This is a genomic window from Anaerocolumna sp. MB42-C2, from assembly GCF_030913705.1.
Lineage (GTDB): Bacteria > Bacillota > Clostridia > Lachnospirales > Lachnospiraceae > Anaerocolumna.
Genome location: NZ_CP133190.1, coordinates 3,538,008 through 3,552,500 on the forward strand (window position 1 = coordinate 3,538,008; position 14,493 = coordinate 3,552,500).

General features: G+C 34.8%; 11 protein-coding genes and 1 riboswitch. Of the genes, 10 read left to right on the forward strand and 1 reads right to left on the reverse strand.

What is annotated here, in order from left to right:
• The first annotated feature begins 2 nt into the window (after window positions 1-2).
• From RBU59_RS15690 to RBU59_RS15715, 6 genes are all read left to right on the forward strand, one after another.
• Window positions 3-1,778 (forward strand): cache domain-containing sensor histidine kinase, encoded by a 1,776-nt coding sequence (locus RBU59_RS15690; protein ID WP_308143454.1) that lies wholly within the window; start codon window positions 3-5, stop codon window positions 1,776-1,778.
• 149 nt (window positions 1,779-1,927) lie between these two features.
• The gene (locus RBU59_RS15695) at window positions 1,928-3,145 is read left to right on the forward strand and encodes a mandelate racemase/muconate lactonizing enzyme family protein (RefSeq protein WP_308143455.1); all 1,218 of its coding nucleotides are present in this window, start codon (window positions 1,928-1,930) and stop codon (window positions 3,143-3,145) included.
• Window positions 3,146-3,472: 327 nt separating this feature from the next.
• Window positions 3,473-3,925, forward strand: coding sequence for a hypothetical protein (locus tag RBU59_RS15700; RefSeq protein ID WP_308143456.1), 453 nt, complete (start codon window positions 3,473-3,475; stop codon window positions 3,923-3,925).
• Between the two features lie 353 nt (window positions 3,926-4,278).
• The gene (locus RBU59_RS15705) at window positions 4,279-4,791 is read left to right on the forward strand and encodes an NUDIX domain-containing protein (protein ID WP_308143457.1); all 513 of its coding nucleotides are present in this window, start codon (window positions 4,279-4,281) and stop codon (window positions 4,789-4,791) included.
• A 500-nt stretch (window positions 4,792-5,291) separates the two neighbouring features.
• A riboswitch (cyclic di-GMP riboswitch) is annotated at window positions 5,292-5,373 on the forward strand.
• A gap of 112 nt (window positions 5,374-5,485) precedes the next feature.
• Entirely contained in the window at window positions 5,486-7,474 is a 1,989-nt protein-coding gene (locus tag RBU59_RS15710) for a methyl-accepting chemotaxis protein (protein ID WP_308143458.1), read from the forward strand.
• Window positions 7,475-7,717: 243 nt separating this feature from the next.
• Window positions 7,718-8,815, forward strand: coding sequence for a hypothetical protein (locus RBU59_RS15715; protein WP_308143459.1), 1,098 nt, complete (start codon window positions 7,718-7,720; stop codon window positions 8,813-8,815).
• Between the two features lie 69 nt (window positions 8,816-8,884).
• On the opposite strand, the gene yyaC is transcribed toward RBU59_RS15715, so the two are convergent.
• The gene (yyaC, locus tag RBU59_RS15720; RefSeq protein ID WP_308143460.1) at window positions 8,885-9,454 is read right to left on the reverse strand and encodes a spore protease YyaC; all 570 of its coding nucleotides are present in this window, start codon (window positions 9,452-9,454) and stop codon (window positions 8,885-8,887) included.
• Window positions 9,455-9,783: 329 nt separating this feature from the next.
• Between yyaC and RBU59_RS15725 the strand changes: the two genes are divergently transcribed.
• The 4 genes from RBU59_RS15725 (at window position 9,784) to RBU59_RS15740 (ending at window position 14,481) form a co-directional block, all read left to right on the forward strand.
• Complete coding sequence (locus tag RBU59_RS15725; RefSeq protein ID WP_308143461.1) at window positions 9,784-11,190, forward strand: LysM peptidoglycan-binding domain-containing protein; 1,407 nt, start codon at window positions 9,784-9,786, stop codon at window positions 11,188-11,190.
• A gap of 240 nt (window positions 11,191-11,430) precedes the next feature.
• A complete protein-coding gene (locus RBU59_RS15730; RefSeq protein ID WP_308143462.1) occupies window positions 11,431-12,615 on the forward strand; it encodes a DUF5711 family protein in 1,185 nt (394 codons plus the stop codon).
• 90 nt (window positions 12,616-12,705) lie between these two features.
• The gene (locus tag RBU59_RS15735) at window positions 12,706-13,401 is read left to right on the forward strand and encodes a hypothetical protein (RefSeq protein WP_308143463.1); all 696 of its coding nucleotides are present in this window, start codon (window positions 12,706-12,708) and stop codon (window positions 13,399-13,401) included.
• A 114-nt stretch (window positions 13,402-13,515) separates the two neighbouring features.
• Complete coding sequence (locus RBU59_RS15740; RefSeq protein ID WP_308143464.1) at window positions 13,516-14,481, forward strand: bifunctional 4-hydroxy-2-oxoglutarate aldolase/2-dehydro-3-deoxy-phosphogluconate aldolase; 966 nt, start codon at window positions 13,516-13,518, stop codon at window positions 14,479-14,481.
• Window positions 14,482-14,493 lie beyond the last annotated feature (12 nt).

Below are 14,493 nucleotides of genomic sequence, written 5' to 3' on the forward strand. Positions count from 1 at the left end.
AGATGAAAAGAAAGAGACGCAGATTTCGATTTCAACTGGGAGCAAAGTATGCATTTACATGCATTACGCTTTGTCTGCTCATCACGTTATTCTTAACGACTCTTTATTATAGTTATTTTAATAAAAAGATTACAGATCAGACAGAAAACTACCTAATAAATATGTCTGTTCAGACGTCCAAACAAATAGAGAAAAGCATGATAGACGTTAATGAGGTTTTATTTTGTTTGCAGAAGGAAAATATCGTACAAAACTATTTATATGCTGTCAATCATGACAGCTACACTGACTATCAGGAATATCTTGCAAAGCAGTTACTGCAAAAAAAAGTGTATGATTATATTTTATTCGACGATAATATCTCACATGTGTGTTTTGTATCAGAAAGTGGAAAGGGAGCTTATTTCACGAAAACGGCGAAGCTACTGCAACAGGACCCCTCTATTAAACCACAAATTTACAGGGCTGGGGGAAGTCCTGTGTGGGAGGGATTTGATGAAACGAGACAGTATATTCGTGTCGCAGCGCAGATTAACAGCTTACTGACAATGAAACCTTTGGGATATGTAGTGTTATATGTTCCGCGGGAAAGGATAGAAAACAACATTTCTGGTTTAAGCTATGTTAGAAACGGGAATGTCTTTTTAGTAGATAATAACTCTAATATCATATCATGCTCATCGGAAGATTTAGTCGGAAAAAAGATGGAGAACAGATATCTGGATTATCTCAACTTGGCGAAAACAATGAAATTTCAAACAATATCAAATGATGGTTATAACGAGTATATTTATTATATCCGTTTACAGGCCTCCGGCTTGACTTTACTGACTTCGATACCAAAGGTTAGTTATCAAAACACAATATATGATATGCGTGGCTTTCTGCTTTCGGTGGTACTTAGCGTATTGAGTGTGGGTGTAATATTTGCAATTGTTTTTGCTAAGTCTATCGGACATAATATCAGACGGCTTCAGAGAGCGATGAATGAATTTGGTGAAGGTGAATTTAATATTATCTGCACAGTAAAGTCTAGTGATGAAATTGGTATGCTATCTCAGCAGTTCAATATGATGGTTTACAATATAAATGATTTAATGGATCGTGTCTACAGGGAAACAATGTTAAAACAGGAAGCAGAACTAAAATCTTTACGTATGCAGATTAACCCTCATTTTTTATATAATACATTGGATACTATTAACTGGATCGCACGAGAGAAAAATATACCTCAGATTGGCTGGATTGCAAAATCTCTTGGAGATATGATGCGTTATACTATCAATGGTACAGACTTTGCATATGTCAAAGAAGAAGTAGAGAATATTCATAATTATATTAAAATACAGGAAGTTCGTTATGGAACAGGACTTCAATTTGAGGAATTAGTTGATTTGTCGTTGTATGAGTATCAAATTCCTAAACTGATAATTCAACCATTAATTGAAAATGCTATTATACACGGACTGGATGGGAAAGAAGAAACTGGAATAGTACGAATTGCTGGTAAAATGGAAAACGAGGTTTTGAGATTTTCTGTAATTGATAATGGCATCGGCATGGAACAGAAGAAAATAGATCAAATCCTTACAGATAACAATGAACTTCTAGGTTCTGAAAGAGGGGCTATCGGATTAAAAAATGTAAATCAAAGATTAAAACTTTATTATGGAGAGTACCATGGACTGCTAATTCAGAGCATCGTAGATGTGGGAACTGAAGTATCATTCTGCATTCCATTACTTTCTCTAAATCGTGTGTCAGATGCAAAGCTGTAAAGATAAGAAAATCGAAAGAATAGGAAGAAGCCGTCCATTAAAATATAATTTTTCATACCACAAAAAGGGGAAAATGGCATAAATAGAAATGAAAATAATTCATGTCGATTGTGATGGACTATTATAAATTAAAGCAGGAGGAAAATAAAATGAAAATTACAAAAATTGATGTGTTTTATGTAGATGATAAGGAAGCACCATCCATTCATCCTGTATTGTGCAGGGTATATACGGACACTGGGCTATATGGGGATGGAGAGGCAGCAATGTCGTACGGTGTTGGTGCAAAAGCAGCATTTGGGATGGTTCAAGATTTAGCTAATATTGTGGTAGGGATGGATCCTTTAGAAAATGAAATAATCTGGGACAAAATGTATCGAACAACATTTTGGGGACAAAATGGAGGAGGAGTATTTACTGCTGGTATGAGTGCGATTGATATTGCGTTATGGGATATCAAAGGAAAATTTTTCAATGTTCCAATTTATACGTTACTAGGAGGTAAGTTAAACGATAACCTTCGTACTTATGCATCTCAGATTCAATTCGGATGGAAGAATATGATGGGAGCCATGTTTACGATTGATGATTACGTAGGTGCAGCAAATCGTGCTCTTGCAGATGGATATGATGCTATTAAGGGTGATTTCTTTACCTTCAAAGAAACCCCATCAGAAGGTGGTTTTTCGGATAAGGAAAGAACAACAATATTAACATCAAAGAATCTTAAATTAGTTGTAAATCGTGTTGCGGCGGTAAGGGAAGCCGTTGGACCAGATGTTGATATAATTATTGAAAACCATAGCTTCCTGGATGTAAATACTGCAATTCAGTTGGCTGAAGCATTGAAACCATACAATATTATGTATTTTGAGGAACCAAATACACCAGATCCGCATACTGCTGAACGATTAGCAAATCATATTGATATTCCAATTGCAAGCGGAGAAAGAATTTATACTCGTTGGCAGTACGAGAAATACTTTGCAACCAACAGTCTACAAGTTGCACAACCAGATATGGGAACTTGTGGAGGTTTTACTGAAGTAAAAAAAGTGTGTGATTTGGCTTATATCCATGATGTTAGTATTCAAATTCATGCTTGCGGTAGTCCTATTAGTACTGCAGCAAGTCTTCAGATGGAAGCGGCGATACCAAACTTTGTAATTCATGAACACCATCAATGTAATATGGTTCATAGTCATATTAAACTGTGTAAATATGATTACCAGCCAGTAAATGGTAAATTCAAGGTGCCAGATCTTCCGGGATTAGGTCAGGAATTATCTGATTTTGTGTTGAATGACCGCGAAAACGTAGTGAAAGTTACTGTTGATGGAAGTGCATCTACTTGGACTATGTCATAAACAGGCAAAGTGAGATAAAATAATTCCGAAGCCAGACGGAAATTTTTAAGGAGAGAGGGCATAGTGAAATCACCTCTGTTTCATTGCTTCCAGACAACGACTCTACGGTTCTATTTATGACATCCGGCATGGGATAATAAAGAGAAATTAATAGAAAAACTACATATTAAATATGAAGAAGAGTTGTTAAGGCTGAAAATTGACGATGTTGTTTTTCCTAAATATTTGTATATGTCATAAAGAAGGGTTTTTAAACAAACGTCATGTAATCAAACTATTGAAAATTTATATACGACATATTATAATAATCTTATGGTCTGATATACTATGTCGCAGGACACACCTCAATATCCAAAAGGCAACCTCGTATTATCCTCGTCGATAGTAGAAAATGAAATAGAAAATCATGCGAAAGCATCTAAAAATTCAGACCTAGATAGGGCTATAAAACGCCCCGTCTCAGGTCTGTTTTTTTGTCTTTTCAATTACAGACCACGCGTAGCTTCTAACAATTCTAGTCTTACGTCTGTTTTAAGACCAATGGTGAAAGTGGAAGAAGAGAAATTGGAACAGGTTAAGGATTATATCATGGCACATCCGAAAGCAACAATTGTACAAATAGCCGAAGCCAATGAAATAACACCAACAAAACTTTTTGAATGGATTCGGGAAGAAAGATTGGAATTTTCAGAGGAATCAAAAAATGCATGGTTTATGTGTGAAAAGTGCGGGGTTAAAATTAAAAGCGGAAGATTTTGTAATCACTGTAGAGGCAGATAAATCTAGAATAAAAAACCATAAAGAATTATTAAAATATAAGATCATGGTAAAAGGGGTAAAATCCTATTTACCATGGTTTTTTATCGTATAGAACGTTTATCCGATTCGATAAAAACCTTCGGGGATGAAACATGAGATGCCCGATAGCTGTTTCTGATAATTCATTATCTTAGCTGCCACATAATAATAATATTGCAGGAAACAAAGATAAATTAGTTCGTAAATATAATAATCCATATTGTAATCAACAGTAAAAAGATGGTAAGATATCAAATATAAATATTGAAAAACTATATAGTTTCACATTTGCCTAGATATATCTTCAAATAGGATTGAAGTGAAAGGAGATATCCATGATAAAACTTAGAAATATGGCAACGGCATATTTGATGAGCGGAAGTGAAATTTTATTAATGAAGCGTGCAGCAGGAAGGAAACTTGCTCCCGGTCTGTGGGCAGGTGTAGGCGGGCACCTGGAACCGGAGGAATTAAATAATCCAATGGAAGCTTGTCTGCGGGAAATATATGAGGAAACGGGAATAACACAGGAACAATTAACGGACATAAAATTAAAATACATAGTACTAAGAAGATATAAAGATGAAATTAGGATTCAATATATCTATTTTGGACAGAGTCGAACGAAAAAAGTTATAAATACAGAAGAGGGCGAGTTATTTTGGATAAACCGCGATAAACTGTTTGAAAGAGTATTTACTGCTACTAACAAAATTGTTTTACAACATTATATGGAGTTTGAGGACGAAACCAAAGACGTATTGGTGGGGACTGTAAGTGCAAAGGATGATAGCCCGGTTATGAACTGGTGTCCTTTAAAGGATTGGGAGATTAGTCTAAAGGAGTAGGTCTGCTGTAAAAAATTTATATTAATTATGGGAGAGTATATTTTATATAAATGTAAGTTGAGGTTATCTTTACAGCAGACCAGTTATGAAAAGGTATAATATATGTTAACAAGGGAGAGGGACTTCCTTGATTGATGATTAAATTATAAAGGGAGAATGTGTAGAAAATATGTTGTAAATTTGAAAAAAGTGTGAAAAGGAATTTTGAAAAGGCCAAAATTCTTTCGAAGAACTCCGAAATGAGCACGGAGGGTGCTCATTCAAAACTTCTTCCCTAATTATTTGAGCTGCTGCTTTGCGGCATCATGTTTGGAAGTGTGAACAAGTACTGTATTTGATTTACACATTAGGTAATATTGTCTATATTATCCTTAGATAAGTATCTAAGATGAATAAAAAATTATTTTTTTATCATTACTCCTTGCATAATAGTTTAAAGTAAGGTAATATATAAATCGTAATTCGACAAAAAACGAAAATTTTTTCATTTATAGAAGCATTACTAAAAAGGGCAAACTTATCGAAAGGTAAGGACGCAAAGCCAAGGGCCTACGTTAACGAACATGGCAGCCGGTTGCATTATAATGGTATTAACCCCTTTTTTTCTGTTGCTTATGAGAAAAAAGGGGTTTTTTATGTTATTTTTGTAACAAACATGTAAATAGAAAAAAGAATCGGAGGAATTTTTTTTGAAATGAAAAGCATTAAGACAAAATTAATACTCAATTTTTCGGTATTGGTTTTATTGGTTTCTATTCTATTGGGAATGATCTCAATTGAAAGTTCCAGTAAATCTTTAACTGGGGAAGGAGAAAAGGCATTGGCCTCCTTATCAACGGAAGATGCTAAGTTAACAGAAAGCAGAGTTGATATTCTGAAACGTACTTTAGAGATGATTGCCCTTAATGAAGTCATTCAAAGTATGGATTGGACTAATCAGGAGAGTTTATTAAAACCAATGGTAAGCTCCACAGATTTTCTGGACATTGCTATTGTAGGAATGGATGGTACTGCAAAATATACGGATGGAACCACCAGTGATCTGGCTGACAGAGATTATATCCAAAAAGCCCTTAAAGGGGAAACCGCAGTATCGGATGTAATTATAAGCAAAGTAACAAATGAACCGGTTATAATGGTAGCAGCACCAATCCGCCAAAATAATCAGGTTGTCGGAGCGATCATCGGAAGACGGGATGGCAATGCACTAAGCGCACTTGTATCAGATACAGGTTATGGTAAAAATGGTTACGGTTATCTCATAAACAGTAAGGGAACAGTAATCGCGCATCCGGATAAAGATAAAGTTTTAAAGCAATTTAATCCTATTGAGGAATCGAAAAAGGATTTAAGCCTAACCTCCCTTTCGCAATTATTTCAGACTATAACAAATGAAAAGAATGGCATTGATTTATATTCTTATCAGGGAAAAGATTTGTATGCAGGTTATTCGGCCATTGAGGGAACTGACTGGATTTTTGTTATAACTGCGGATAAAAACGAAGTATTATCTGCAATTCCTGTATTGCGTAACACGATTATCATTATAGCATTCCTTATATTTGTTCTTTGCATTATTATAGTATATATCATTGGTAATACGATTACCAAGCCGATTAAAAACACAGTTAGACATGCTGAAAAAATAGCAGCGTTAGATATAACGGAAAACGTTAATAAGAAGTACCTGGATAAGAAAGACGAAATAGGAACTCTATCCAAGGCATTACAAAGTATAACGGACAGCCTAAGAGGTATTATCGGTGAAATTAATAATTCCTCAGAACAGTTGGCCGCTGCATCTGAAGAATTAACTGCAACTACCGAACAGTCGGCCATGGCATCTGAGGAGGTGTCATCTACCGTTGAAGAAATTGCCAGGGGAGCAATGGATCAGGCAAAACATACGGAAGATGGATCCATAAAAGCTGATTTGCTGGGAGAGGCAATCGAAAAAGACCAGAACTATTTAGCCGGATTAAATGATGCCACGCAAAAAGTTTCTGAAGTTCTTGAAGAGGGACTAAAAGGGATTGATTTCCTGATCAAGAAGACAGAAGAAAATAATCAAGCATCTAATGCGATAAAAGAGGTTATTTTTAAGACAAATGAAAGTTCTAACAGAATTGGACAGGCAAGCAGTGTAATTTCCTCCATTGCCGAACAAACCAACCTTTTAGCCTTAAATGCAGCAATTGAAGCGGCCAGGGCAGGAGAAGCAGGCAAAGGGTTTGCTGTTGTGGCAGAAGAAATCAGAAATCTGGCGGAACAGTCTACTGCTTCTACAAAAGAAATTGATGAAATGGTTAAGGAGTTGCAAAGTAATTCCCAGAATGCTGTCCAAACAATGGAAGAAATTTCAGTCGTTATTAAAGAACAGACGGATAGTGTAGAGGTTAATAAAAAGAAATATATGGAAATCGCCGAAGCGATTAATAATGCAAAAGAAGCAGTCGAAAAATTAAATGTATCGGGACAGGAAATGGAAAAAATGAAAAATGATATCCTGGACACCTTACAAAATCTGTCTGCAATTGCCGAGGAAAATTCTGCATCTACCGAACAGGTAACATCTTCGCTGGAAGAAGAGACAGCTTCTGTTGAAGAAATAGCAAAAGCAAGTGAGGGATTAGCTGCAATGGCGCAGGACCTTCAGACGATAATAAATAAATTTAAATTATAGATTATTACATTAGTATTAAATAGTTGTATATAAATAGCTGGGGAGCTTAATATATATATTAAAACAGGACGAAAGAGGAGAAATTCTTTTCTTAAGTCCTGTTTTTGCTTGTAAAGAGGAGCATTATTGTAATATCCATTGACCTTTCCTGTCATATCTAGTAAAATCGATTATAGAGATATTTTGTAAAAAACAGTTGATAAACATATTACCTATTACCTAATATATTAGGAGGAAAATTATATGGAAAGTAATATATTATCCGGTGGATTAGAAGATATAAACAAATTAAAAGATACATTGACCGAGCTAAATGATTACATAGATCGTAATGATGCCTTGGCAGCCGAAGAATCCCGTTTGGAAAAAACCATCAAAAATAAAGAAAAAGCGATAACAGAAGAGATTGCAGGTACAACCAAAAAACGAAAAGATGAAATTGAAGCAACTTATGACGATCAGCTGGAGAAAACACGTTTAAGGGCTAAAAAAATCCGTAATAAAAAGGAAAAATCAAAAAGTGTAAAAATCTCTGAACGTATTGAGGCAGAAACGGCGCAGCTTAAAGAAGAATACAGGCAGATGGTGTTGGAAACGAAAGCCGTTTTAAAGCAAAAGAAAGTGCCGGCTTTTTGTAATACCAAATTATTTTATTCTTTATTTCTTCCAACAGGTATGGGGGATTTGGCAGTAATCATACTGTCTTTAATTATAATTCTGCTGATTATTCCCTGTTTCTTTTACTTTTATGTAATTCCGGATGAAAAAATGATATATTTAATTTTAATTTATTTTATTACCGTCATATTTTTCGGGGGCGCCTATATGCTCATTGATAATAATGTGAAAGATAAGCATATGCAGACGATTAAACGGATTTACAGTATTCGAGTACAAATCAGTGATAATAAGAAAAAAAGAGAGAAAATCCGAAAGAGAATTTTAAAGGATAAGGATGAAAGCCAATACGGACTGGATAATTTCGACCAGGAGCTGTCGGAACTGGATAATGAACTGAAATTTATAATGGATCAGAAGAAAGAAGCACTGAATACCTTTGAAAATAATACCCGTTATGTAATCAGTGATGAAATTAAAGCCAGGAGTCAGGAAGAATTAAATACACTAAAGAAAGAATACGGCGAAGTATACGTCAAAATAAAAGATACGGAAGAAAAGATTAAAGTATTATCCATGGAAATAGCCAATAAATATGAAGCCTATCTGGGCAAAGAATTTATGTCCGTAGAAAAATTAAATATTCTATCTGATATTATAATGGAGAATGATTTAAAGACCATTTCGGAGGCACTTGGTTATTATAAAGAAGGAAATTATTAATAATAAACCTGTTTAGATTAAGTTTGATAAACTTGACCTGAACAGGTTTATTTTATGTTTAGTTATTTTTCATTCCGCTGCTAATTTATAAAAGCAGTAGTTTATTCCGGTACATATATAATCTGCTAAGATCATTACTATATTTAACCGTGTAGTCTGAAGCAGCATATGATCTAACATCCCTGAGAAATTTACTATACCGGTAATAAAGATATCTCCAACCGGCGGAAGAGCCTTATCCACCCCGGCTCCGGGTAATAAAGGTCCTTCTCCCAGAGTAATATATCCGATATGGCCGGATTTTCCCAAGGAGGCATCTATTGCAATGACAAAAGCATTTTGATGATGTGCATAAATGTAACTCATGGTTTCACCGAGATTTTTAGCGTGCACAGGCTGCTCTAATGTTCCATATAAGATAATATTATGAGGAAGTTTTGATAATTTATAACCAACAATAGGACCAAGACAGTCGCCGGTTGCCCTATCAGTTCCAATACATAAGAAAACGATTTGCTTGTTATGATAAATGTTTTTCTGTATCAATTCTTGCAAAGTCCTGCTAAAATCATACACAGAATAACGATCTTTTGTATTAAAATAATATAACTTTTTCTCAGCCTCTAACTCTCTATTCATTATAACCTCCTATTAATACTCGTACACTACAACCATATTCTGTAATAACAAAAGTATTACCTTAAAAAAGTAAAATAGTCAGAATATAGCAATGTTTTCAAAGCCAAATTCCACCATGATTAGTAATAAATCCTGCCTTGTAATATGAAATGCAGTAAAAAAAATGAAGAACCTGAAAATAAAAGGCGAATAAGAGAATATAAAACAGGTAAGATATCTTAATCTGCTTTATCATTTTGACATATTATTCAAAACGGCTATGATACGATAAACGTTAGTAATATTTATATCATTGTCTGAAATAGACTGTGGTTAGGAGGGAAAAAGATATGGACAACTTAAACAATAAGGGCGGAAATACGAATAACCAGCCAGAGCCTGTTAATACCGTACCCATTAAAATTCCTAAAAATATTAGACAAGTAGGAAATATGGGATCTCGTAATAGGGTGGTTTATGTAGAAGATTATGTAATGACATATATTAAGCAATTATCCGATAAAGAACATTCCGGCTGCAGAATCGCAGTTCTGCTTGGGTACTATGTAAGGACGGAAGAGGGAAAAAATATATTCATCAAAGGTGCAGTTGAAATGATGAATACGGACTTTGGCAGCGGAATTACATTTTCAGACGAGGGTTGGACAAGTATCTACGAGAATATAAAAAGATATTTCAGTGATGTGGAAATTGTAGGATGGTCTCTGATCGGTCCGGAATTTTTTATAGAAAGTGGAGAAAAAATACGAAAAATCCATATTGAGAACTTCTCGGGACCAGATAAAGTCTTTCTCAAGATGGATAGTATGGAGAAAGAGGAAGCTTTTTATATAAATGAAAATAATCAGTTGGTAAAGCTAAACGGCTACTACATATATTATGAAAAAAACGAAGAAATGCAGAATTATATGGTGGAAAATAAGGAGGTAGTAAGTGAAGAAAAAAACTACACGGATCGTACCACCAAAAAAATCCGGAATGTAATTCAGGAAAAGAAAGAAATTAAAGATGACAGAAGTATTATTCGGCTATTGTATGCCGCCAGTACACTGTTGGCAATCATTGTGTTAGTTATTGCTGCAACGATGTTAGATAATTATGATAAAATGAAGAGTATGGAAACAGCCCTGACTACTATATCCAAAAGTCTGAATTTAGCTCAAAATGACGGAAATACTTTAGATGAGGAGACCGCAACAGGTGAGGAAGAAAAGCAAGGGGATAAGACCCAGGCAGCAGATGGATATAAAGACAATAAAAAACAGGTTGCAAATGCAGATTCTCAAACCGGAGATGGGAATAAGGACATAAAGGATGATACAACCGGTAAAGAAGCTGATACAGAGGAAGTACTGGACTCGGACAACGGCCAAGAGACAACGGTGGAAACGATTGAGGGTAATGTAAACAGTATAGAAGAAACAGATAACAAACCGGCAGATGATCCGGATAATACCGAAAGTGTTAATACAGATAAAAATGTAGATACTGCCAAAACAGATGGACAGAAGACCACTCATACGACAAAAGCGGAAGATAATTCCGATAAAGACAATAAGGAGTCCGTGCAGGCTTCAGCTCCGGTAAAATATTATATCGTACATGCGGGAGATACTCTTGCATCTATTAGCTATCAACTTTATAATACATTCAGTTATATGGATGAGATCAAAAAATTAAATAAGATAGAAGATGAAAATAAAATTTTTGAAGGTCAGAAATTAATCGTACCTTAACCCGCGCCAGGTTCTTGAAATACGGATTAGGTATTATTCCCTATTTATATGATTATTTCATAATATGTTAAAAGCTGTCGAAAAAAGCCTGTTTATCTAAGCTTAGATTGGCAGCTTTCCTAATTTAAAAATATGAAAAAGGTAGTGTCAATAAGAGGCAAATAAGGTATAATTATCATACGTGTATAAAAGAATGTATTAAAAGGTTTAAAGTTTTCAGAAAAAACAGAAGGAGAAATCATGGCGATAGAATTAGAAAAGCGCGATTTAAGAAGCTATGAACTAAGAAAGCGTAAACATAAGCAGATAGTAACCATAATAACAATTATATTAATAATTGCCGCTGTCGGTATTATTATATTTGCAGTAAATTTATTTTTACATAAAAATTATACAAGCTATCAGGTCATCCATAAAACGGAAAGGAGTGACAGCAGTTCGGCTAAATATGAAAGTTATGGTACGGGTATCCTCCGTTACAGCAGAGATGGTGCTATGGCTATGGACGGAGCGGGTAATCTCCTGTGGAATGGTACGTTTGAAATGAAAGATCCCATTACAGATATTTGTGATAAATATGTGGTTATCAGTGACAGGGGTTATAAATTATTAGAGATTTTTAACGGAGAGGGTGGCATGACCACAATTAATGTACCTAACCCCATAATAAAAAGTGTAATAGCCAATCAGGGAGTGGTTGCGGTATTAATGGACGGGGATGATGTAAATTACATAAAATTTTACAGTGAAGACGGAGAAGAGCTGGTAAGTACCAGAACGATCAATGAAAAAGACGGATTTCCCATTGATCTCTCCTTATCAAATGACGGAAGAAAGCTGGTTACCAGTTATTTATCTATAAGCAGCGGCAAAGTACAGAGTAAAGTAACTTTCTATAATTTTGGCGGGGTAGGTCAGAACTATGTGGATAATGTAGTAGCTGGAATTGATTATGGGCAGACAATTATTCCTAATATTGAATTTATCAATAATGACACAGTATGTACGTTTGGGGATAACCGTTTTAGCCTGTATTCCATGAATCAGACACCAAAAGTTGTATATGAAGAAACCTTTAAATCAGAAATCAAGAGTATATTTCATAGTGATAAAAGTGTAGGATTTGTTTTAGATAATGGTGACAAAGAGGATAAATATCGTATTCTCCTTTATGATTTAAAAGGTAATGTAATACTTGATAAAGCAATTAATTATAATTATGACAATATATATATATCCGGTGATGAAGTTACACTTTATTCCAATCTGGAGTGGATTATTTTGCGTAATAACGGAGAGGAGAAATTCCATTATACCTTTGACAGTGATATTTCATATATTCTGCCGGTTAATAATACGAATAACTATATTATTATCGATAATCAAAACATTGAAGAAGTAAAACTAATTGAAGCGAAAAAATAAAACCCTCTGGGTTAATTCTTTACATAAGAAAATTCCTTAATTGACAATATGAATAAATTAATCTTTATAAGCATAAAACAGGAGGATATTATGAATTGGTTAGTGATCTTGGTAATGGTAGTTTTAGCCGGATACTCATTAAATGGACGGCGAGTAGGATTTATCCGAACTGTATTTACCCTATTTTCCACTATCATAGCACTTGTAGTGACAAGCTGGGTCAGTCCGGCTATCAGTAAAGAACTTCAGAAAAATGATAAAGTGATGGGATTTGTTACGGAGAAAGTTTCAAAAGTGATAGAGTTTAAAGACATGGGTGATAAAAAAACCGACCAGGTTAATTTCATTAATAAACTTCCGCTTCCTAAGATAATGAAACATACGCTGGTAGAAAATAATACAAAAGATGTCTATGCTGCCATGGCTGTTAAAAATTTTAAAGACTATATCATAAATTCCATAGCACGAATAATAATAAATGCAGCCGTTTTTCTAATTGTAGTACTTTTTATAATAATTGGATTGGCATTGCTTTGCGAAACTCTGGATATAATCAGTAAACTACCCCTTATAAACGGTCTTAATAAGACGGCCGGTTTACTGGCCGGACTTTTACAAGGAATCATCGTAATATGGATAGGATGTATATTTATAACTATATTAAGCAGTACAAAATGGGGGGAAATTGTTTTTAAACTAATAAATGAAAACACGTTTTTAAGTACCATATATAATAATAATTTACTCCTGCAATTTATCATGAATTTGGGAAAGATTTTATTTTAAATAATATTGTATAAAAAAGCAATGCTTGATACATTGAATTTACTTTTTCAAAAGTGTATACTAAACACAAGATAGTTATAAAAACTTATAGATTATACAAAAAGGGAGAAAAAAATGAATGACGTTTTACAAAGCATAAGAAAAATGGGTATTGTCCCGGTAGTAAAACTGGACAGGGTGGAAGATGCCGAACCTTTGGCTAAGGCTCTGTGTGAAGGCGGGCTTCCTTGTGCCGAAGTAACTTTTCGAACGGATGCAGCAGAAGAAGCGATTCGTATTATGTCTGCCAAATATCCGGACATGTTAGTAGGGGCAGGAACAGTACTTACAACGGAACAGGTTGATAAAGCAATAAAAGCAGGGGCGACCTTTATTGTAAGTCCCGGCTTAAATCCTAAAATCGTTAAATATTGTGTCTCCAAGGGAATACCGATTACACCTGGATGCGCTAACCCCAGTGATATTGAGCAGGCAATCGAATTAGGACTTGAAGTGGTTAAGTTCTTTCCGGCCGAAGCAGCAGGCGGATTAAATATGATCAAAGCAATGTCTGCGCCTTATGTTAACATGAAGTTTATGCCTACCGGTGGTATTAATGAGAAGAACCTGATTACTTATCTGGATTTCCCTAAAATCATTGCATGCGGCGGAAGCTGGATGGTTAATGACGAAATGATTAAAGCGGGTGAATTTGATAAGATAAAGCAATTAACCAAAGAAGCGGTAACCAAAATGTTAGGGTTTGAATTACGTCATGTTGGTATTAATGCGTCGGATGAATCGGAAGCTGAGCAGATTGCATCGTCTTTTGAGAATATATTTGGATTTACTAAGAATTCAGGTGTAAGTTCCGTTTTTGCCGGACTTGGAATTGAAGTAATGAAAGCACCTTATTTAGGTAAAAACGGCCATATTGCCATCCTGACCAATTATATTGAAAGAGCCATATATCATCTTGAGATGCAAGGTGTTGCCTTTGATATGAACACTGTAAAATATGATAATAAAGGTAACATGGCTGCAATCTATCTGGCAGAAGAAATTGGCGGCTTTGCGGTACACCTGCTTCAGAAGAAGTAATTTATAGATATT